Genomic DNA, 21267 nt, shown 5'->3' with positions numbered 1-21267 from the left:
AGTTATCAGTGATCAGTTATCAGTGTTAATTTGGTGATCTTCCCTGGTAAACCAGGGATTTTTTATTATATTTAAAATTTATCCAAATGATGACTCGCGATCGCACCTCAAAATTGCCAAAATCTCGACAAATTCCCCTGAGATTAGTATTAATAATCCCCTTTATTTTACAAATTGTGGGAGCCGTAGGATTAGTCGGTTTTCTCTCCTATCGTAGTGGACAAAAAGCTGTAGAAGATATGGCAAACTCTTTGATTTCAGAAATCGGCGATCGCATTGAACAAAGCTTAAACAGCTATCTCAATGCACCCGAACAAGTTGTTCAAACGAATACTTCTCTCATCCGTCAAGGAATTTTAGATTACCAAAATTTACCTAAACTACAAACACACTTTGCCCAGCAATTGCAAATTTTTCAGAGAGTCAGTGGTCTGATGATTGCTGACGAACAGAAAAACTTTTTAGAAGTTTCACGATATACATCTGCTGAACTTACCGTTAGAACTTTGAAGGGTTCAAAAAGCAAAAACTTCTATTGTTACCGAGCAGATCTCACAGGTAAAATTCATCAGTTACTACAGATTAGAACTGACTTTAATCCCCATAATGACCCACCCGGAGGTAAGGCTTGGTATAGTGCAGTACGGACAGCCAAGATGGGAATTTGGGGCATTTTTGTCAACTTGTCACAGGGAAAAGATCGCCCAGTTCTGGTCGTTTCCTATACTCTACCATTTTATGATAACAGAGGCGAATTTCAAGGGGTACTCGGTTCAGGTCTATATCTGATGCAGGTTGGAGATTTTCTCCAACATCTAAAAATTGGGAACACAGGAAAAGCATTTTTAATAGATCAACAAGGACAAATGATTGCCAATTCCATTAATGAAGTCCCATTTATAACGACCGCTAAAAGTGAGTTATCTCAAAATGTTAATGCGAGTTCCCGGCGATTAAAAGCAACAGCTAGTAAAAATAAACTGATTCGATTAACCTCCCAATATTTAACAGATCACTTTAAACTACAAGATATTCAAAAAATTCAAAAATTAAATTTATTAGTAGATGGTCAGAAATATTTTGTGCAGGTTTTACCTGTAAACAAACAAAATTTAAACTTGCTAACCGTTATTGTTATTCCTGAATCTGACTTCATGGAACATATTCAGAAAAATGCCTATTTGACAATTGTATTGTGTGGTATAACTCTTGTTGTTGCCACAGTAATTGGTATTTTTACTGCTTGCTGGATTACTCAACCGATTTTAAAATTAAGTCAATTAAGTCGGGTTTTAGTCTTAGGGAAAGGGGAAAAATTTTATCCAGAAAATGAGATAATAGAAACTAAAAGTATTACAGAAATATCGACTCTTGCCCAGTCATTTAAGAAAATGGCTTATCAGTTACAAACTGCTTTTGAAACTTTAGAAAATCGAGTCCAAGAAAGAACAGCAGAATTAGTGATTGCTAAGGAAAAAGCGGAAGTGGCTAATCAGACTAAAAGTGCTTTTATTGCCAATATGAGCCATGAATTGCGGAGTCCATTAAATGCAATTCTGGGTTTTTCTCAGTTAATGTTACGCACAAAAGATCTACCTTATCAACAATATGAAAATGCGGGGATTATTCATCGTAGTGGGGAGTATTTATTAACTTTAATTAATAATGTTCTCGATTTTTCTAAAATTGAAGCCAAGAAAACGACTCTGAATCAAAAGGATTTTGATCTCTATCAATTGTTAGAGGATTTAGAAGATATGCTCCATTTAAGGGCGGTTAATGCCGGGTTAGAATTAATTTTCGTTCTGGGGGATAATTTACCTCGTTATATTTACACTGATGACGTTAAATTACGTCAAGTTTTACTTAATTTATTAGGGAATGCGATTAAATTTACATTAAAAGGTGAAGTTGTTTTAAGGGTTAATAGCCAGGAAAATGAAGATCATCAAAATCAGACTTTAAACTTTCAAATTAGCGACACCGGAAAAGGAATTTCTGAAGAAGAGTTAACTCAATTATTTGAAGCTTTTTCTCAAACAGAATCAGGACGAGAAGCCCAAGAAGGAACCGGATTAGGATTAGTCATTAGTCGTCAATTTGTGCAGTTAATGGGGGGAGATATTACGGTAGAGAGTGAATTAGGCAAAGGCACAACTTTTCAATTTTCGATTCCGGTACAATTAGGTCAAGAATCAACTAAAATTGAACAAATTAATCCCCAACGAGTATTAGCACTAGCACCCGAACAACCGACTTATAAAATCTTGACAGTAGATGATAAAGCGATTAATTGCCAATTATTAATAAAATTACTTTCACCTTTAGGATTTGAAGTGAAACAAGCCAGTAATGGACAGGAAGCGATCGCAATTTGGGAACAATGGCAACCCCATTTAATATTTATGGATATGAGAATGCCTGTCATGGATGGTTATGAAGCGACTAAATATATTAAATCCACTACTCAAGGTAATACTACCGCAATTATTGCTTTAACTGCCAGTGTCCTAGAAGAAGAAAAAGCAATTACTCTGTCGGCTGGATGTGATGATTTTATGCGTAAACCCTTTAAAGAATCTACAATTTTTGAAGTATTAACTAAACATTTAGGAGTCAAATATATTTATGAAAATGTGACAGATGGGAATAGTCAAACAGGAGAGATAATTAATGAATTACCCCGACTAACGACAGAACAATTCCAAATCATGCCCCAAGAATGGCTGCTGAGATTATATCAAGCAGTTCTGGAAGCGGATGATCAGCAAATTATGAAATTAATCCCAGAAATTCCCGAAACCGAAGCTGCTTTTGCTAAAAGCTTGACTAAACTGGTGCGTCAATTTCAATTTGAGCAAATTATTGATTTAATAGAACCTCTGGTTGGGGATTATAATTAATTAGAGCGTATTTTCATCGGGATGTATTATAAAAATTGCACGGTGGTGGGTAATTAGTTATCAGAATCAATAATTTTATTGGTTATCTTCTAAATTCTAGCCAACCATTTTTCTAAAGCTAAATCAATTAAAGAGTTCAGAGATTTATAAGGAGATTTCTCTAATTCTCTTTCTATGCCTGTCTTTCCTTTAATTATTTCAATATCAAGTTCAATGAGTTTCATTTCTTCATAAGTAACAGGTTTAAAAATCATAATTTTTTTGCGAATCATATCAGTTTGCTTAACATAATTATGGGTATATTTTCGAGAACATTGTAGCTGAATATATCTATTATTATAGGAAAAATAACTTAAAAATCTATTTTCTTGAGACTCATATCCATCCTTGATTTTTTCAAATAAGTTTTTTATTAATCTTTTTCTTTGATTAATCTCAGTCCCCATACCCCTCGCAACATAACCCTCAATTAATGCTTTTTCATCCCAATCTGTCCAAATTCTACCTCGACTGATTCTATCGCTTTCTCCACATTTTAAAGGAATCCACAAAAACAAGATTATATCTCCTTGAGGAAGACGGCAAAATTCAGCACAATATTTACTGGTTTTACCATTCCCATTTCCATATAAAATACTTCCTGCGCTGGAAAATTCCTGCATTCTTTGATCAAAACTTAGTAACTTTTGCCGAATTTCTAAGATTTTATTTTTTTGCTGTTCATCACTATTTTTAATCAGCTTAAAAAAGTTTTGAGATGGACTAGGGATGTCAGAAAAATTGGGTTCTTGATACGGAATTTCAACCGATGATAGAGTTTGAGTATCAATATCTTTTAAATTCAAATAAAAGTGATCAGCGTTTTGAATAACTGCAAACTGTAAAAACTGAAACTCTAGTTTATGATACTTTCGATCCGTTAAATTATCTCGATGAAATGAAGGCGCGATCGCTATTAAGTGAACAGGTTTATAATAATCAACGATTTGAGCATAAGGTTTTTCTTCTAATACCGCATCATAATAACGAGTTAACTGTTGAACAATTCCTCGATCTTCAACATTTTTTAATTCTAATATGACTAATCGTTGATCAGTGTCAACCGCCAACAAATCACACCGTTGACCCTGTACAATATATTGACGATGTAAAACAGTTAAACTGAAAATAGGTTGTAAACGAGTAAATAGAAAATCCTCTAAGGTTTCCTCTCTTTCAAATTCCCATCGAGTTCCCGTTTTTCGCAAGTTGAAATAATTTAACATTGTTCAGGATGCAATTTCAATAGACTATGATCTTATCAAAAATTAATTAATCATCAACTTCTGCTTCTGTAAAAATAGGAGGCCATAGGTTAGAAATTGATAATTCCCAACCGGGGAATAGTTCGGGTAAAGTTAAAATATCTTCGTTTGCTAATATGATGGTTTCTCCAGTTGGTCGATAAACGGTAACAGTCAATTCATCAGGGTCAATTAAAATTCCCACAATTGCCCCTAATTCTAAAAACTTTTTGAGCTTTTTTTCTAGTGTTTTAACTCGATCACTTTGAGATTTGATTTCTACAACTAAATCAGGAACTAATTCGGCAAAATAGCGGACACTTTGTTGTAACTGAGATGCACGAACAAAAGAAACATCGGGTGCTTTTAAGTTAGTATCGGGCATGATAAAACCCCCTGCGGAGTCAAATATTCGCCCTAAGCGACGAGGTTCAACCCAAGCGAATAGAAAAGCAATTAAACGGACACCTATTTCGCTAGAGATAATATCTGATGGCCCCATAACGATAATTTTACCATTTTCAAGTTCTAATTGGTAATCCTGTCCAGCTTCTGAGAGAGTTGCTTGTAAATTTTCTAAATCTTTTATTGTCATCAGTGTCATAAGAAAAATTTCCTTGTCTAACTGAATTGATTAATATTATATCTTGAAAGTTAGGGAAAAACTTGATAGAATGCGATCGCACTCTAACAATCTTCCTTTATATTGATTATTCATGTTAATTGATTGTGATCAGTAGGACACTATTTTATCGCAACTTGAAATAAGTTAACATTTATCAAGATGCAAGTTGAATCAATTATGGTATTATGGCGACATCTATAGCAATCCTAGAGGTGATTAAATTATGATCAGGACAAGCCGCGATCGCTATTGGATTCTAAGACAAATTCAACTTTTAATTTTTTACCCAATACTGATGCAGCTTTAGTAATTGTTTGTAAATTTAAAGATGAATTTTTAGGATCAAGAAGCCGTTGTAAAGAAGATCGGCTAGTGTTCATTTGTCGAGCCATTTCGCTTTTTGAAAGTCCGGCTTGATTCATGGCTTCTTGAATTTGGTAAGCAATTACCCTTTTGATTGCTATTGCTTCTACCTCTGATAATATTCCTTCTTCTTCAAGAAACGTATCAAAATCACTGCCAATATATTGATTGTTCATGTTAATTGATTGATAAGTTATTTAATCTATTTTATTATCTAAAGATATTCTAACTTCCCATAAGTTGGCTACCAACTTTTTAACCAAGGGCATTCCCATCAGCCAACCAAACTGCACGGTTTTAACATCTGTCCCAATAATTTTCTTTTCATTAGGAGATAAGGACTTTAGCCATTCTCTAACAGGCTCATTGCCAAGTTCTGATTTGTAAAAAACAACCTGTAAAATCAGGTTAGGATCATTCATCTTTAATAATTATACTCAATAAGTTTCATCTTAATCAATATTGAGGATGCAATTTTAACCAACTATGGTATTATTATGACGACGATGATTAATGCCAGTACCAAAATAAATTGTATCAATTATAACGAAAAGGACAATCAAATATTGTGGGAACTCGGATTAAGAACTTACAAGTCACAAGAGTCGTGGATGGGGACACCATCAAAGTCTTACTCAATGATAAGCGGGAATTCTTAAGACTCGATTGTGTGGATACAGAAGAAATACTCAACCATGATTCTAAACCCCGAACAAATGCGGGAATTGCTGCGGCGGAAATGGCACAACAATATTTTATGAATGAACATGGTTTTTTAACAAAAGTTGATATTGAATTTGATGGCAATGAACCTGCTGAAGTGTGTTTAGAAAAATATCGAGATCATCACGGACGGTTAATTTGTTATGTGCATAAATATGGAGAAAATTTTAACTTAAAATTAATTAAGGAAGGCTGGAGTCCCTATTATATTAAATATGGAAGCTCTCGATTATATCATCAAGAAATGATGGAGGCTGAAGCCGATGCTCAATCCCATAATCGCATGATTTGGAATCCCCAAACCAATGAACATAGTGCCTTTAGAAACTATACAATTTTAATGCCTTGGTGGTCATTAAGAGCTTCAATTGTAGATGATTTTCGTCGCTATGGACAACCCAATGGCGTGTTATCAGTGCGTTTAGATTACCCCCAAATTTTATTAGCTGCTATGCAGCAACAAAAGATTACGGTTTTCTGTGATTTACAAGAAGGAATTACGAAATGGATAGGCAATAGTGCCATTATTCATACCGGAACAAAAGACCACAGTTTAAAATTATGGATTCCTGAAGCCACTGATGGAAAATATGCTCCCCTCGTTTATTTAATTAATAAACGCTATACCGGGTTAGGACGGGGTTATGTTTATGTGACGGGACAAGTAACGATGTATCGAGATAAACCCGAAATCACTCTAACCAGTCTGCAACAATTATCGGATTTCTCCCCGATGTTTCAATCGGCGAGTTCGACAAATTCCCCGACTTTCATTTACAATAAAACCCAGAACTGATGAGGATACAATCATGGCAAATCCCCCCAAAATTCTCGCGTTTGCTGGTAGTGCTAAGGAAACTTCCTTTAATAAAAAGTTAGTTCAAATTGCCGCATCAGGGGCAAAAGCAGCCGGGGCAGAAGTGACCTATATTGATTTACGGAATTTACCGATGCCCTTATTTGATGAAGATTTAGAAGCGCAACAGGGAATTCCGGCGACTGTCCGTGAATTTAAAGATTTAATGTTAGCGCATCAAGGCTTATTAATTGCCTGTCCTGAGTATAATAGTTCGATTACGCCCTTGTTAAAAAATGCCATTGATTGGGCATCTCGTCCTGAACCTAATTTACCCGGATTAGCCTGTTTTAACAATAAAATTGCAGCGATTATGAGTGCATCCCCTGGAGGGTTTGGGGGAATGCGAGGATTAGTTCATGTGCGGGCAATTTTAGAAAGTATTGGAGTGTTAGTTATTCCTGAACAACGTTCAATTTCTAAGGCGTTTGAAGCCTTTAATGAAGATGGGAGTTTGAAAGATTCCCAACAACAGCAAGATGTTGAAAATTTAGGGGCAAAAGTGGCAAAATTATTGATTAAACTTTCGGCTTAAATTGTTGTTTTGAGGTGGGCATAGCCCACCCTATCAAGATTATGGCATCTTTACCCGAAGGATTTCCACAACCCACTCCCGTTGGGGTAATTGAAGTGAAACAATATCCCGCTTATCGAGGGGTAACTTATTTACATCAAGGGGATTTAACTCAAGCCACTCGCAAGGCATTTAATCCCCTGTTTCAACATATTAGTAGTAATCAAATTGCGATGACAACTCCTGTGGAAGCTCGGTATTTACAGGAGTCTGATTCTCTCAATCAAGCTGAGGTTTCTTTTCTCTATTCTCAGCCTGAAATTACCCCTCAACAGATAGAATCTGATGTCAATGTCACCGATACCCCAACGATGAAAGTGGTGAGTATTGGTATCCAAGGAGCTTATACTTGGGAAAGTTATCAAATTCATTTACAACGGTTAAAAAATTGGTTAAAACAACATCCTGAATATAAAATAATCGGTTCTCCTCGTCGATTATTTTATAACTCTCCTATGACTCCTGAAGATTTAAAATATAGCGAGGTGCAAATACAAATTCAGGATTCTTTAGCATAAAATATCTGACGAGGTGACAAGAGAGGTGAACTACCTACACCGCCCTAATCGGGTCGGTGTAGGCTTCCGAATTCACAGACCGATGCCCCTTACTTTTACTAGCAGGTGGACTTACACAGCCTCCATCGGCAAAGACGGGGTTCCCTCCGCCTTCAGTCAATATCCTGATCCCTTCATTCCTGATGTTGAGTGCAGCGTTTTCGTCACGGTCATGGTGAGCATGGCAATTAGGACAGTCCCATTCCCTGATATCCAGAGATAACTCATCTAAGACATGACCACAACAGGAGCAGGTTTTGGAACTAGGGAAAAAGCGATCAATTTCTACAAGTTCACCATTTTTTTGCTTCAACTTGTAATCAATAAAGTTGACGAATTTTCCCCAACCTACATCAGATATTGCTTTGGATAGCTTCCGGTTTTTAACCATTCCCTTGACGTTGAGGTTTTCAACGACAATCACTTGGCTTTCGTTTACCAATTTTCTTGATAATTTATGCAAGAAATCTTGGCGGGAATTAGTTATCTTCTCATGAACCTTAGCTACAGTTTTTCTAAACTTCTCTCTCGAAAAACTACCTTTAGTTTTTCGGGAGAGCTTTTTCTGTTTTTGGGCTAAATTTTTCTGATGACGATATAAATGTTTAGGGTTGGCGTATTTAGTTGCATTTTCTCCATCATGAGTAATTGCAAAATCTTTTAACCCCAAATCAATCCCAACAATATTGTCTCCCGACTGTTTAATATCAGTTCCTTCTACCTCACATAAGATGGAAGCAAAGTATTTATCAGTCGAAGTCTTGGAGATTGTTACTGTTTTAATTTTCCCCGTAATNAACATCATATAGCAATCCGTGTAGGATTTGTGATCAAAACCTGTAGGGGTTGGGTCTCCCAACCCTCTTTGCGCCTGGGTTGGGTCTCCAAACCCCTACGATAAAATATTACAACCTATTGAGAATTTCTAAGGATGATTGCTATCAACATACTCAAGTTGTAACTCAGAATCAGATTTTGATCCCGAATAACGCACTTCTACAATTGCATTAACTGTCCAAACCATGAACACTAAACTTAGAACTAACCAGAATAGATTACCCCAATCTTGATTATAGCGATAATCTCGTTGAGGGCAAGGATAGGAATAGGGGCAAGTTCTATTTTGAGAACAGGGGGAAACGCCACAGGGATAATTATTGTTAAAATTGCAAGACATAATTTTTTTCTCCTCTAAATTAAGCATTAAAAACGGGGGATAGGTTGAAATATCCCCCAAGGGGTGAGTTAAGACGCTTGACGAATTTCTAACATTTGAAAATAGCGTTCTTGAGTCAAGCTATATTGGCAATAGTCCCGATTTTCAAACAACAAATTATCGTTGTCGCAGCGAAAACCAACTTTTTCTAAGATTCGCCGTGAGGGGTGGTTTTGGACTCGTGCATAAGCTGATAATTGGGTTTGGTTTAAGATTTCAAAGGCAATATAAAGGGCAGTTTCAGCAAATTTTGTCCCTAAGCCACGACCTTGATAGGGATTATCAACGGCATAACCCAGTTGGGGGAAAGGAGAGCGATCGCTATTATAAATTTTGACAAAACCTAACAAAGTTTTTTCTTGTTTATCGGTAACAAAATAGTTACCATAGCCATATTTTTGCCACTGTTTCTGCCACTGCTGCAACTCGTTTTGTGCCTGTTCGGGAGACAGTGCGCCTGCTAAAACCCATCTCATGATTTTGGGATTTTCCAACAGTTTAGAGGCAGGATTCCACCAAGTTTGATCACAGCACGTTAACAGCTTAAAGGAATCTATGTTTAGTTTTTCAGGGGCTTTTCTCAGAAGCATTGTTTTGTCCTCAAGTGGTCTATATCCCTAATTTATTCGGTTTAAACTGACCTGTAAATCGAAGGAAATAGAGTTAAGTAGAAAGCTAGAATTAATAGAATTAACTAGAATCAAATAGAACGAACTAGAATCAAATAGAATTATCAATTAAACCTATTGATAAATTTTAAAATATGCTCTATATTGAGAGTTCAGAAACCGGGTTTTTCCCCAAGGGTTTAGATGAAAAATCAGAGTCTTTGCTAAAAACCCGGTTTCTATAGATCGGGGTTGTCAGAAACCGGGTTTTTTCCCCAGGGTTTAGATGAAAAATCAGAGTCTTTGCTAAAAACCCGGTTTCTATATTGTAAAATCAGGATATGGAGGGAATTTATGCTTTCTACCCAATATCAAGATAATGAAAAACAATTCCTTGAAGAAATAGCCGAGGAATGGAATTTTAACGATAGAAATAAATTAGTATTTGTTGAACGATTTATCAGCAGTAATCAAGATTTAGAAAATAATGATCTGGCTGATGTTTTAGAAGCTAATTTAAAAAAGGATAACTCTGATGTTGATCATCAAAACGTTTTAAAGGACTGTCTCAGCAAAACCATTTGGAAAAAAATGGTAGAAAAAGGTTGTGATTTTAATGGGGCGCATAAAGATAAATGTCCAATTGCTAAACAGTGGTTAGAAAAAACCGTTTATCCTCAATGGTTAAAACAAACCCTTTGGAAGCAATTAAAAACAAAAACAACCGCTAGGAATAAAGTCGGGCCAGTTTTAGCGGGGTCTGTGGGAAATTTGGGACTGCGACATCAAAAACCCTTTCTCGATGAAGTTCCCCTGAATAGTGATATTTTGTTTAAAGTTAATTTAGATCAACCCGGACATTTGATATTATTAGAACGGGAACCTTCTGGGGGAATGTGTTGTGTGTGTCCCTCGGAATATGCTCCAGAATTTCAGGTGAAAGGAGGAGAGATTACTTTACCTCAATATCCCCCGTCTCCTTATCCGGCTTTTACCGCAACGGAGGAGGGACAAGAACAAATTTTAGCGGTTATTACTCCCGATAAACCGTCTTTAAATTGGTTAGCAAAAAGTCAACAGGAAGCGTTAGAACTGGATCATGAACATCTCTTTGAATTGTTAAGTTATTTAGAGAAATGTTCAACCTCCCAGGTGTTTTATACAGAATATCAGGTTGTTGATCTTCTAAAGGGGATTTGATCCCCCTAAATCCCCCTTAAAAAGGGGGACTTTGATTCTATTTTCCCTCTTAACCACTTAAATCTTAATTCCAGTTTATGCTTAACAAGGAAGACTGGGTTTCCTGTTCCCCCCTTTTTAAGGGGGGCTAGGGGGGATCTCTAATAGAATACAATAATAACGATTAACAGGAAATAACAATGAAACCGTTAACAAGAATTACAATTAATCCTGAAGTTATGGGCGGAAAACCTTGTATTCGAGGTTTACGAGTAACCGTTGGAACCCTTATCGGGTTGATGGCTTCAGGACGGACACCAGAAGATATATTGAAAGCTTATCCTTATTTAGAATTAGCAGATATTGATGCAGTGTTAGCTTATTCTATTTCTAATTTAGAGCATTAATCGCCTTTCCTAACCTTTAATAATATTTAGGTGCAAGATGGAACACAACAGCGAAGAATTATGGAACCAACTCAACGCACAAGCTTTTCAACTTTATCAACAGGGTCAGTTTAATCAAGCGGTCATACTTGTAAAACAAGCTTTAGAATTAGCACAATCTATCTATCAAGGCGATCACCCCAATATTGCCACAAGCCTGAATAATTTAGCAGGACTCTACGACTCCCAAGGCAAGCTAAGTCAAGCCGAACCTTTATACCAGCAAGCCTTAGCCATGAGGCAACGACTATTTGAAGGTGATCACCCTGATATTGCATTAAGCCTGAATAATTTAGCATTACTCTACAAGTCCCAAGGCAAGTTGAGTCAAGCCGAATCTTTATCCCAGCAAGCCTTAGCCATGTGGCAACGACTGTTTGAAGGCGATCACCCTGATATTGCATTAAGCCTGAATAATTTAGGATATCTCTACTATTTCCAAGGCAAGCTGAGTCAAGCCGAACCTTTATACCAGCAAGTCTTAGCCATGCAGCAACGGCTGTTTGAAGGCGACCACCCTCATATTGCCACAAGCCTGAATAATTTAGCAGAACTCTACCAATCCCAAGGCAAGCTGAGTCAAGCCGAACCTTTATACCAGCAAGCCTTAGCCATGTGGCAACGACTGTTTCCAGGCGACCACCCTGACATTGCATTAAGCCTGAATAACTTAGCAGGACTCTACAACTCTCAAGGCAAGCTAAGTCAAGCCGAACCTTTATACCAGCAAGCCTTAGCCATATTCCAACGACTGTTTCAAGAGGATCACTCTGGCGTTGTATCAAGCATGAATAATTTAGCACTCTTATTGATTAAAAGCGATCGCCCAACGGAAGCTTTAGAATTAATGCAGCAAGCGATAGTAATGGATGATCGCCTTTTGCGTGCTAATTTTGCCTATAGTTCAGAACGCGATCGCCTCATTTATATCGACAATATTAGGAATAATTTTGATCTATTCCTTTCCTTAATTTCAACTTATTTCTCCGACTCTCCCGAAGTTGCAAAAATCGTCTTAGATGTTGTTCTTCAACGTAAATGTATCACCGCCACTGCCTTAGCTGCGTTTAATTTTGCCATTTATAGTGAACGCTATTCCCACCTGCAACCCGAATTTCAACGGTTACGATCCTTGCGAGAACAGTTAACCCATCTGATGTTTGATCCGCCTTTTATCCAACCCCAAGAACCCCAAGAACAGTATCGCCTCCGCCGCCGTGAACATCAAAAATTAGTCACAGAATTACAACAGGAATGTGAACAAATCGAAAAACAACTCGCTTCCCAAGTGCCAGAAATTCAACTCCAAGACCAAGAAACCGACAGACGGGCGGTAGCGTTGGCATTACCCGAAGGTTCTGCATTAGTGGAGTTTGTGCGGTTTAATGTCTATGATTTTAAAGCAGATCAATGGCAACCTGCTCAATATTTGGCGTTTGTTTTACCTGCTCAACAACCCGATGCAGTGCAGATGATTTTATTAGGAGATGCGGAACCTATTGAACGGTTAATTAAGGTATTTCGAGAAACGATATCTGAACTGAGATTAAAAGATTTAGGACTACGCCAAAAAGCAAAACCTCCTCAACAGAAATCTTATCAAGAAGCGGGGATGAAATTACGAGAGGCGATTTATAATCCGATTTTAAAACAAGTGAATTTAGCCGAATATTCCCATTTAATTATTGCCCCAGATTATGAATTATGTCTCGTTCCCTTTGGGATTTTACCAGAGGAGGGACGGCTATTAATTGATCGTTATCAAATTAGTTATTTGAGCACGGGGCGAGATATTCTCCGGGGAACTATTGAAACAGAACGCCCTGCATCTCCTCCTTTTATTATGGCTGATCCTGACTTTAACTTATCCCGTAGTGAGGGCTTCAGCCCTCAGAAAAGCCCTCAGAAAAGCCCTCAGAAAAGCCCTGAAGGGCTTACTACTAATTTTAATTTATCTCGTAGTGAGGGCTTCAGCCCTCAGAAAAGCCCTGAAGGGCTTACTACGAATGGGGATGAAAGCCCTGAAGGGCTTACTACGAATGATGTGATTAAACGCTTGGGTGGGGAATATTTTGATCCGCTTCCAGAAACGGGAATATTAGCGGAAACTATAGCGGAAAAATTAGGCGTTAAACCCTATTTGCAACAACAAGCTTTAGAACCTTTGTTCGGTCGGGTGAATTGTCCTAATATTTTGTTAATTGCCACTCACGGTTATTTTAACTCTGGGGATAATCCCTATTTTAAGTTAATTGAATCGCTGTTACAGTGTCCCCAGGGAGAGGAACAGGAAATTTTACAAAATCACTCCGATTTGTTAAATCAAACCTTGATTAATTGCCTAGAAACGGTTATTGATAGTGTGAATAAACAAGGAGATAAAAATACAGCAACTAGGTTACAGAATTTTATTCCTATTGTTCAAAAAATTATCCAAAATTCCGAAACCAAAACTTCACCTATTCCACCTTTATTAAGTGGGGTTATGGGTAATCAAATTCAGGGTTTCAGAAATAGCGATCGCTTTTCTACTCCTACTATTGATAACTCCCTCATGCGTTCCGGGTTAGCCTTAGCAGGCGCGAATACTTGGAAATTAGGAGGCAATTTACCCCCCGAAGCCGGGAAAGGATTTTTATTCGCCCAAGATGTCGCCGTATTAGATTTATGGGCAAATGAATTAACAATATTAATTGCTTGTGAAAGTGGGTTAGGAGATGTTAAAATTGGAGAGGGAGTATTGGGATTACGTCGAGCGTTTGCCGTTGCAGGTTGTAAAACATTAGTGATGAGTTTATGGTCTGTTCCGACCAAAGCCAGTATTTTATTAATGAATCAATTCTTAGATTTATTAAAATCCGGTTATGGTCGGTATGATGCTTTAATTATGGCTCAAGAGTATATTCGTTGTGTTAATATTCAAGAATTACAACAATTTTCCCTCGGTGAAGAAATCCTAGCAGAATTAGTTGAACACCGATCATTAAGATTAGATGATATTAAAAATTCTCCTAATTTTCAACCCTTAGCTCATCCCTATTTTTGGGCGGCTTGGGTTTGTCAAGGAAGCACAACTCCATTTCCTCCAGGGATATTATAGCCGAATATAAATTATATTTTAAAGATCATGGTTTTAGGGCGGTTTTTTATGTTATAATAAACAAAACCTGTGGAAACGTAAAATTTTGCGTCTGTCCTCAATAACCGAGTTTAAATCTTAATGCCTTTTAATTTTACTCCACAAAAACCTAATCCAGTTTTGACAACATTCGTTTCTGTCTTAGGTTTAGGTTTAACCTTGATTAATAGCCCTCTAGCTATTGGTGAAATCCTTAATCCTACTTTAATCGCTAGTCAACCTCAAGCAGCAACAGTAACCGGAAAAGAGGGTCAATATGTAGCTAAAATTATTGTTAATAGTTCTGCGGATACGACTTGGAAAGTCTTAACTGATTATAACAATTTTTATCGGTTTTTGCCGAATGTTATTAGTAGTAAAGTCTTGAAAACGGAAGGAAATCAGAAAACATTTGAACAAATTTATCAAGTTCAAGCGCTTGTTTTTAAACAACAAACTAGAGTTGTGATTGCGAGTACAGAAACCTATCCTCAACAAATTGCTTTTAAACGGGTTGATGGGGACTTAAAAGCATTACAAGGAACTTGGAAAATTGAACCGATTTCTGCTAAACAAGTTTTAATTGAGCATCAAGTGACTGTTGACCCCGGTTCAACTCCCAGTCTAACTTTATTCTATAATATCTATGAAAATAGCTTGAAACAAACTCTAGGAGCGATTAAAAAAGAAGCTGAAAGTCGCAATTAGTTTTTTGAGTCAATGAGATATATTGATTTATTTTGTGGAATTGGGGGATTTAGAATTGCGATTAATCAAGTATTAATCGCTAAAAATATTAATCCAAAATGTGTTTTTTCCTCGGATATTGATGCTGATGCTCAAAACATCTATCAAATGAATTTTGGGGAACAACCCGCCGGAGACATTACCCAAATTGGCGCTGAGGATATTCCTGAGCATGATATTTTATTGGCGGGTTTTCCTTGTCAACCCTTTAGTATTTGTGGACAACTGAAAGGCTTTGAAGACACCAGAGGAACGTTATTTTTTGACATTGCTCGAATTTTGGCTTGTAAACAACCTGATTATTTTATCTTAGAAAACGTTAAACAATTAGTTGGACATAACCAAGGAAAAACCTTAAAATCCATTATTGAAGTTTTAGAAAAATTAGGTTATACTGTTGAATATAAAGTTTTAAATGCCTTGCATTTAGGATTACCTCAAAAACGAGAACGGATTTTTATTGTCGGTTATCGTCAACTTTTGCCGTTTCGGTGGGATATTCAAAAAATACCGATGAAACCCTTAACGGAAATTTTAGAACCGCAAGTTTCAGAGTTTTATTATGCGTCTGAAAAAATCCGTAATAGTCGTTTAGTTAAATATCAGGGAAAAACCCATATTGAGCCGACAATTTGGCATGAAAATAAAGCAGGTCATATTAGTGCTTATCCTTATTCCTGTGCATTAAGGGCTGGAGCATCCTATAATTATTTATTGGTGAATGGAGAACGACGGTTAACGGAACGAGAAATGCTACGTTTACAAGGATTTCCCGACGAGTTTAAACTGGTTGCGTCCTATTCGACAGCGCGTCGGTTAATTGGTAATAGTGTTCCAGTTCCTTGTGTTGTTTTTATGTTGAATTGTTTATTGAATGCTATCAAAAATTTCACGACCGATAGAAACCGGGTTTCTTTGAACTCTAACGGGTGACTGTGTAGGGGCGACGCGCGCCCAAGGAGTGTCAACAATCGCGCCAAAAGCCTTGAAATAAATTTCAGGCTAAAAGCTTAAACCCGTTAAAACGGGTTAAGAAAGACTTGTCTTGAGTCATCTTTAGATGACTTGAGCTTCTTAGCCCGAAATTTATTTCCGGGCTAACGTGGGTTAAGTTGACACTAATGAACACACCTCGCCCCTACGAAGCTCTGGCCGAATGACAAGTTTCGCGCTAGGCTTTATTTGAATAATTGCAACAATTGCGCTAATTCTGACGAGGAACCCTAAGTTGCATTAGGACGTCAGCAACAGGGTGCTGAAGTTTAGCATCCTCTTGAAACTGGAAACGACTTTTCTGTCTAGGAAACAACTACATGACTGCAACAACTGCCCGTACAAACTACGAAATTAAAGACCCCTCCCTCGCGCCGAAAGGAAAACAACGCATTGAATGGGCAGGACGTGAAATGCCTGTGCTGCGCTTGATTCAAGAACGCTTCGCCAAAGAAAAACCCTTTGCAGGTTTGCGGTTAGCCGCCTGTTGCCACGTTACAACGGAAACGGCCCATTTAGCCATCGCTCTGAAATTGGGTGGGGCTGATGCGGTGTTAATTGCCAGTAACCCTCTGTCTACCCAGGATGATGTTGCAGCGAGTTTAGTTGTTGACTACGGAATTCCGGTTTATGCGATTAAAGGGGAAGACGCCGAAACCTATACTCGCCATGTTCAATTGGCTTTAGATCATCATCCTAATATTATTATTGATGATGGTAGTGATGTGGTGGCAACTTTAATTCAAGAACGTCAAGGGCAAATTAAAGATATTATTGGCACAACGGAAGAAACCACAACGGGAATTGTGCGTTTAAGAGCGATGTTGAGAGATGGGGTTTTAACCTTCCCCGCCATGAACGTTAATGATGCTGATACCAAGCATTTTTTTGATAACCGTTATGGTACAGGTCAATCCACTTTAGATGGAATTATTCGCGCTACAAATGTTTTATTAGCGGGTAAAAATATTGTCGTTGCGGGTTATGGTTGGTGCGGAAAAGGTACCGCACTGCGGGCGCGAGGTTTAGGCGCTAATGTGATTGTGACGGAAATTGATTCTGTTCGCGCTATTGAAGCGGTGATGGATGGTTTTCGGGTGATGCCGATGGAAGAAGCCGCATCTATTGGGGATATATTTGTTACGGTGACAGGGAATAAGCACGTTATTCGCGGCGAACATTTTGATGTGATGAAAGATGGCGCAATGGTGTGTAATTCCGGTCACTTTGATATTGAAATTGACCTGAAAACTTTGGCATCTAAAGCGACAGAAATTAAAGAAGTTCGCAACTTTACCCAAGAATATAAACTCAAAAACGGTAAATCTGTTGTTGTGTTGGGAGAAGGTCGTTTAATTAACTTGGCGGCGGCGGAAGGACATCCGAGTGCGGTGATGGATATGAGTTTCGCTAACCAAGCGTTGGCTTGTGAATTTTTAGTTAAAAATCAAGGCAATTTGGAGCCCGGAATTCATTCTATTCCGACGGATGTTGACAAAGAAATTGCTCGTTTGAAACTGGTGGCAATGGGGATTAAAATTGATAGTCTCACCTCAGAACAAATTGAGTATATCAACTCTTGGACATCAGGAACATAAATTGATTTTAGGGTGAATTTCACCCGATATACTGGGTTTCTAGCCCTCGATTTACGAGATAAAATCGTTTAGAAACCCGGTTTTTTCTTTTAACAACTTTTTTTAAAAAAAGATTATGACTGAATGGATTACGAATACAATGGTTTCCCTGGGTTATCTGGGAATTGGCTTATTAATGTTTTTAGAAAATTTGTTTCCCCCCATTCCTTCTGAGTTAATTATGCCCTTAGCGGGTTATACGGTTTCCCAGGGAAAAATGGAACTGATACCTGCTATTTTAGCGGGAATTATCGGAACAATATTAGGGGCATTTCCTTGGTATTATGCGGGTAAATTCTTTGGAGAAGAACGCTTAAGACAGTTAGCGGATAAATACGGAAAATGGATTACGGTTTCGGGTGCAGATATTGATAAAGCGAATAATTGGTTTACTCGATATGGCGGCAGAGCCGTTTTTTTATGTCGTTTAGTTCCTGGGGTTAGAACTATCATTTCCTTACCTGCGGGTCTTAACAATATGCCATTAATTCCTTTTCTGATTTATTCTACCATTGGCACAGCCCTTTGGGTAAGTTTCTTAACAGGTGCAGGCTATTTGTTAGGCGACCATTATGAGTTAGTTGATGAATATTTAGGCCCGGTTTCTAAGATTGTATTATTAAGTTTAATCATTTTGTTTGGACTTTGGGTGATTCGCAAAAATATGAGAAAAAGTGCAGAATAGTATATCCCGTAGGGGCGGGGTCTTCCCGCCCAAACAAAACCCCGCCCATAACCATTGTTTCTAAAATTGTGTTATTAAGCGTTGATTAATATGGGCGGGAAAACCCCGCCCCTACGATTATCTTTGAAATTTTTGGCGGAGTCGGGAGACTAATAAATCAACTTCAGGTAATCTTAGAAATAAAATTAATATCGCAAAAACCAATAGTCCGACAATACCGGGAAGCACTAATTCCATTAATAATACCACAAAGTCATTACTGCTGATTAATAATCTTAACCCTTGTAATGTTCCCCAACTGACCGCCCCAGAAATTAAACTAATAATTGTTAATCCTAAAAAGGGTAAACTCCACTCTCGCCAAGGTAAACCATTTAATCTAATATGTAATAGCCATAAAAACATCACCATTGAGACAATATTAACCCCAACCGTTGCTAAGACTAAACCCGGTGCGCCCCAATATTTAACGAAAATAAAATCTAATACCCCATTTAAGAAAATATTAAAAATACTGACTCTAAAGGGTGTTTGTCCATCTCCTAACCCATAGAATACTCGGACTAATACATCTCGTCCCAAATAAAAGAACATCCCCACTGAATAGGCAACTAAAACTGAGGCGACAAATTCAGAAGCTTCTAAATTAAAGGTATACCGTTCATAAACAATTCTTACCGTTGGTAACGCTAAGGCTACCATTAATGTACTTAACGGTAACATCGTAATTGCGGTTAAAATTAACGCCTGACGAATCCTATCTTTTAATTCTGGCCATTTATCTGGATCTCTTAAACGGGAAAAAAGTGGTAAAAATGGAACCAAAATCATATTAGAAATGATTCCCAAGGGTGTTTGAACTAATAACCCAGAATAGCCCATCGCCGATGCAGCTTGGGGAATATAAGAGGCAAAAAATAAATCGGTATAGACATTTATTTGTAACATTCCTGATGATAAGGTAGCAGGTAACATCACCTTCATCACATCTTCTAATCCCGCAATTTTAAAATTAAATCGTAGACGTAACGTTCCTAACCCCGATTTCCACATCGCCGGAACTTGAATAATCCATTGTAAAACCGCTCCTCCTAAAGTTGACCAAGCTAAAACTTTCCCCCCTAAAACCATATATTTTGGGCTATCAACGGCATCCCCTAAAATTCCAATTAACACCCCTAATCCTAAGATTAAAGCCGCACTGGAAAATAACGGACTAATGGAGGGCAACCAATACATATCCGCCGCATTCATTGTGCCAAATCCAATGCCAATTAATCCGGCAAATAATGCCATCGGAGCCATGATTTTTAACTGTTCAATGGCAATATTTCGAGTTGCTATTCCTTCCGGTGTTAGCATTAAACCCGGAGCCATTAAATCAATTAATGGGGTGGCAAAAATGACTAATCCTACTGTTATAATTAATAAAAATATTCCGACTAATGTAGAAACCGTTTCAACTAAAGCTTCCGCATCTTTGCGGTCTCGGTTGGCTAACGCACTGACAATGGCACTATGAAAGGGGCCGTTAATTCCCCCTAATAATATTAATAAAAATCCGGGGATAACATAAGCATAATTATAAGCATCAATGGCTGGCCCCACACCAAAAGCCGCCGCCATGACTTGTTGACGAACTAAGCCAAAGACTTTACTAATGAGGGTAGCAACTGCAACAATGGTGGCAATTCCGACTAACGAACGAGAGCGTTTTGGTTCTTCTGACACGAAACATCCACAGGGGTTAAAATGCAAACCCTAGTTTAATCGGGAATTGACCAATATTCAAACAAGTTCATCATGGATTCTTATTTGTATCGCTATCCGTCCCTTGAGTCTGGGGTTTTGTTGAAACGCTATAAACGATTTTTAGCGGATATTGAGTTAAGCTCTGGGGAGGTGATCACCGCCCATTGTCCGAATACTGGGCCCATGACTGGGGTTTGCATCCCAGGAAACCCGGTGAGGGTGTCTCATAACTCCGGGAAAACTCGCAAATATCCCTACACTTGGGAGTTAATTCACTTAACGTCGGAGGTTGACCCCCTTAATAATCAGTTAACTTGGGTCGGAATTAATACCGCTTTACCCAATAAAGTGATTCATTTAGCCTTAATAGAAAAATTATTTCCCGAATTAGGAAATTATAGTGAAATCAAGAAAGAAGTTCCCTATGGAATGAATTTAAAAAGCCGTGTTGATTTTGTGTTGAAAGGGGAAGATAAAGCGATTTATGTAGAAGTAAAAAATACGACTTGGTGTAAGGGGGAAATTGCTTTATTTCCTGATACGGTGACAGAAAGAGGACAAAAACATTTAAAGGAATTAATTGAAATTGTTAGACAAGGCGATCGCGCGGTGATGTTATACTTTATTAATCGGGGAGATTGTACCGAATTTGCTCCTGGAGATATTGCTGACCCGGTTTATGGTCAACTCTTAAGAATAGCAATTTCAGAAGGTGTTGAAGTGTTACCTTGTCGGTTTGAAGTTAACCCGGAAGGGATTAAATATTTAGGATTAGCAGAATTATCATTTGATGGGACTGAGGGACTTTCTAGCATAGAAACAAAAAAGCAATGATTGATTTTGCTTTTTATTGAGTATTTTATGTAGATCAATCTCAGGTTTTAATAAAATGAAACAAAAGCAAACATTCTTGATATTCATTCATAAAATTTAAGGCTAGACTTTGGAAAAAGCAATTATAATCACTCTCAAGGAAAGAATAAGCCTTCTATAAGAACAAAA

20 protein-coding genes are annotated in these 21267 nt (G+C 37.7%); 12 read left to right on the top strand and 8 right to left on the bottom strand.

Annotated elements, in window-relative coordinates; genetic code table 11:
- The first annotated feature begins 86 nt into the window (after positions 1–86).
- On the top strand, positions 87–2903 hold the full coding sequence (locus tag PL8927_RS26825) for a hybrid sensor histidine kinase/response regulator (protein WP_197047567.1): 2817 nt from the start codon (positions 87–89) through the stop codon (positions 2901–2903).
- A gap of 89 nt (positions 2904–2992) precedes the next feature.
- On the opposite strand, the gene PL8927_RS26820 is transcribed toward PL8927_RS26825, so the two are convergent.
- The 4 genes from PL8927_RS26820 to PL8927_RS26805 form a co-directional block, all read right to left on the bottom strand.
- Positions 2993–4168 (bottom strand): endonuclease NucS domain-containing protein, encoded by a 1176-nt coding sequence (locus PL8927_RS26820; protein ID WP_083626962.1) that lies wholly within the window; start codon positions 4166–4168, stop codon positions 2993–2995.
- A gap of 46 nt (positions 4169–4214) precedes the next feature.
- A complete protein-coding gene (locus tag PL8927_RS26815) occupies positions 4215–4790 on the bottom strand; it encodes a Uma2 family endonuclease (protein WP_083626961.1) in 576 nt (191 codons plus the stop codon).
- Between the two features lie 248 nt (positions 4791–5038).
- The gene (locus tag PL8927_RS26810) at positions 5039–5350 is read right to left on the bottom strand and encodes a helix-turn-helix domain-containing protein (protein ID WP_083626960.1); all 312 of its coding nucleotides are present in this window, start codon (positions 5348–5350) and stop codon (positions 5039–5041) included.
- 21 nt (positions 5351–5371) lie between these two features.
- On the bottom strand, positions 5372–5596 hold the full coding sequence (locus PL8927_RS26805) for a type II toxin-antitoxin system RelE/ParE family toxin (RefSeq protein WP_083626959.1): 225 nt from the start codon (positions 5594–5596) through the stop codon (positions 5372–5374).
- A 146-nt stretch (positions 5597–5742) separates the two neighbouring features.
- Between PL8927_RS26805 and PL8927_RS26800 the strand changes: the two genes are divergently transcribed.
- From PL8927_RS26800 to PL8927_RS26790, 3 genes are read left to right on the top strand one after another with little or no spacing between them, the layout of a single operon-like run.
- Positions 5743–6693, top strand: a complete 951-nt coding sequence (locus PL8927_RS26800) for a thermonuclease family protein (RefSeq protein ID WP_083626958.1) — start codon at positions 5743–5745, stop codon at positions 6691–6693.
- 13 nt (positions 6694–6706) lie between these two features.
- A complete protein-coding gene (locus PL8927_RS26795; protein WP_083626957.1) occupies positions 6707–7288 on the top strand; it encodes an NADPH-dependent FMN reductase in 582 nt (193 codons plus the stop codon).
- 41 nt (positions 7289–7329) lie between these two features.
- On the top strand, positions 7330–7845 hold the full coding sequence (locus PL8927_RS26790; protein ID WP_407947434.1) for a heme-binding protein: 516 nt from the start codon (positions 7330–7332) through the stop codon (positions 7843–7845).
- Positions 7846–7879: 34 nt separating this feature from the next.
- Here PL8927_RS26790 and PL8927_RS26785 read toward each other — a convergent pair whose 3' ends face one another.
- The 3 genes from PL8927_RS26785 to PL8927_RS26775 form a co-directional block, all read right to left on the bottom strand.
- Positions 7880–8686, bottom strand: a complete 807-nt coding sequence (locus tag PL8927_RS26785) for an RNA-guided endonuclease TnpB family protein (RefSeq protein WP_331281865.1) — start codon at positions 8684–8686, stop codon at positions 7880–7882.
- Positions 8687–8809: 123 nt separating this feature from the next.
- A complete protein-coding gene (locus PL8927_RS26780; RefSeq protein WP_083626956.1) occupies positions 8810–9061 on the bottom strand; it encodes a hypothetical protein in 252 nt (83 codons plus the stop codon).
- Between the two features lie 68 nt (positions 9062–9129).
- On the bottom strand, positions 9130–9690 hold the full coding sequence (locus tag PL8927_RS26775; RefSeq protein WP_083626955.1) for a GNAT family N-acetyltransferase: 561 nt from the start codon (positions 9688–9690) through the stop codon (positions 9130–9132).
- A 372-nt stretch (positions 9691–10062) separates the two neighbouring features.
- Here PL8927_RS26775 and PL8927_RS26770 point away from each other — a divergent pair, with 372 nt between their 5' ends.
- The 7 genes from PL8927_RS26770 to PL8927_RS26730 all read left to right on the top strand — a co-directional run bounded on the left by PL8927_RS26770 (position 10063) and on the right by PL8927_RS26730 (position 18513).
- Positions 10063–10908, top strand: a complete 846-nt coding sequence (locus PL8927_RS26770) for a DUF4384 domain-containing protein (RefSeq protein ID WP_083626954.1) — start codon at positions 10063–10065, stop codon at positions 10906–10908.
- Positions 10909–11087: 179 nt separating this feature from the next.
- On the top strand, positions 11088–11294 hold the full coding sequence (locus tag PL8927_RS26765; protein ID WP_083626953.1) for a DUF433 domain-containing protein: 207 nt from the start codon (positions 11088–11090) through the stop codon (positions 11292–11294).
- Positions 11295–11331: 37 nt separating this feature from the next.
- Positions 11332–14433 carry a CHAT domain-containing protein gene (locus PL8927_RS28200; protein WP_083626952.1) on the top strand — a complete coding sequence of 1034 codons (3102 nt, stop codon included), beginning with the start codon at positions 11332–11334 and terminating at the stop codon, positions 14431–14433.
- Between the two features lie 120 nt (positions 14434–14553).
- Positions 14554–15159 carry an SRPBCC family protein gene (locus PL8927_RS26745; protein ID WP_083626951.1) on the top strand — a complete coding sequence of 202 codons (606 nt, stop codon included), beginning with the start codon at positions 14554–14556 and terminating at the stop codon, positions 15157–15159.
- Positions 15160–15171: 12 nt separating this feature from the next.
- A complete protein-coding gene (locus tag PL8927_RS26740; protein WP_083626950.1) occupies positions 15172–16131 on the top strand; it encodes a DNA cytosine methyltransferase in 960 nt (319 codons plus the stop codon).
- Between the two features lie 380 nt (positions 16132–16511).
- Positions 16512–17789, top strand: a complete 1278-nt coding sequence (gene ahcY / locus PL8927_RS26735) for an adenosylhomocysteinase (RefSeq protein WP_083626949.1) — start codon at positions 16512–16514, stop codon at positions 17787–17789.
- Between the two features lie 115 nt (positions 17790–17904).
- Positions 17905–18513: a DedA family protein gene (locus PL8927_RS26730; protein ID WP_083626948.1), complete on the top strand. Its 609-nt coding sequence runs from the start codon at positions 17905–17907 to the stop codon at positions 18511–18513.
- Between the two features lie 117 nt (positions 18514–18630).
- Here PL8927_RS26730 and murJ read toward each other — a convergent pair whose 3' ends face one another.
- Complete coding sequence (gene murJ / locus PL8927_RS26725; RefSeq protein WP_083626947.1) at positions 18631–20244, bottom strand: murein biosynthesis integral membrane protein MurJ; 1614 nt, start codon at positions 20242–20244, stop codon at positions 18631–18633.
- A gap of 72 nt (positions 20245–20316) precedes the next feature.
- On the opposite strand from murJ, the gene sfsA reads away from it, so the two are divergent.
- Positions 20317–21099, top strand: a complete 783-nt coding sequence (gene sfsA, locus PL8927_RS26720) for a DNA/RNA nuclease SfsA (protein WP_083626946.1) — start codon at positions 20317–20319, stop codon at positions 21097–21099.
- The last annotated feature ends 168 nt before the right edge of the window (positions 21100–21267 follow it).

Source organism: Planktothrix serta PCC 8927 (assembly GCF_900010725.2).
Taxonomy (GTDB): Bacteria; Cyanobacteriota; Cyanobacteriia; order Cyanobacteriales; family Microcoleaceae; genus Planktothrix; species Planktothrix serta.
Note: the sequence above shows the minus strand (reverse complement) of the source record. Positions and strands in the feature narration are given on the sequence as shown.

Bases quoted from the DNA above. Each gene is read 5' to 3' on its own strand.
- PL8927_RS26825 (WP_197047567.1), top strand. From the start codon at position 87: ATGATGACTCGCGATCGCACCTCAAAATTGCCAAAATCTCGACAAATT.
- PL8927_RS26820 (WP_083626962.1), bottom strand. From the start codon at position 4,168: ATGTTAAATTATTTCAACTTGCGAAAAACGGGAACTCGATGGGAATTT.
- PL8927_RS26815 (WP_083626961.1), bottom strand. From the start codon at position 4,790: ATGACACTGATGACAATAAAAGATTTAGAAAATTTACAAGCAACTCTC.
- PL8927_RS26810 (WP_083626960.1), bottom strand. From the start codon at position 5,350: ATGAACAATCAATATATTGGCAGTGATTTTGATACGTTTCTTGAAGAA.
- PL8927_RS26805 (WP_083626959.1), bottom strand. From the start codon at position 5,596: ATGAATGATCCTAACCTGATTTTACAGGTTGTTTTTTACAAATCAGAA.
- PL8927_RS26795 (WP_083626957.1), top strand. From the start codon at position 6,707: ATGGCAAATCCCCCCAAAATTCTCGCGTTTGCTGGTAGTGCTAAGGAA.
- PL8927_RS26790 (WP_407947434.1), top strand. From the start codon at position 7,330: ATGGCATCTTTACCCGAAGGATTTCCACAACCCACTCCCGTTGGGGTA.
- PL8927_RS26780 (WP_083626956.1), bottom strand. From the start codon at position 9,061: ATGTCTTGCAATTTTAACAATAATTATCCCTGTGGCGTTTCCCCCTGT.
- PL8927_RS26775 (WP_083626955.1), bottom strand. From the start codon at position 9,690: ATGCTTCTGAGAAAAGCCCCTGAAAAACTAAACATAGATTCCTTTAAG.
- PL8927_RS26770 (WP_083626954.1), top strand. From the start codon at position 10,063: ATGCTTTCTACCCAATATCAAGATAATGAAAAACAATTCCTTGAAGAA.
- PL8927_RS26765 (WP_083626953.1), top strand. From the start codon at position 11,088: ATGAAACCGTTAACAAGAATTACAATTAATCCTGAAGTTATGGGCGGA.
- PL8927_RS28200 (WP_083626952.1), top strand. From the start codon at position 11,332: ATGGAACACAACAGCGAAGAATTATGGAACCAACTCAACGCACAAGCT.
- PL8927_RS26745 (WP_083626951.1), top strand. From the start codon at position 14,554: ATGCCTTTTAATTTTACTCCACAAAAACCTAATCCAGTTTTGACAACA.
- PL8927_RS26740 (WP_083626950.1), top strand. From the start codon at position 15,172: ATGAGATATATTGATTTATTTTGTGGAATTGGGGGATTTAGAATTGCG.
- ahcY (WP_083626949.1), top strand. From the start codon at position 16,512: ATGACTGCAACAACTGCCCGTACAAACTACGAAATTAAAGACCCCTCC.
- PL8927_RS26730 (WP_083626948.1), top strand. From the start codon at position 17,905: ATGACTGAATGGATTACGAATACAATGGTTTCCCTGGGTTATCTGGGA.
- sfsA (WP_083626946.1), top strand. From the start codon at position 20,317: ATGGATTCTTATTTGTATCGCTATCCGTCCCTTGAGTCTGGGGTTTTG.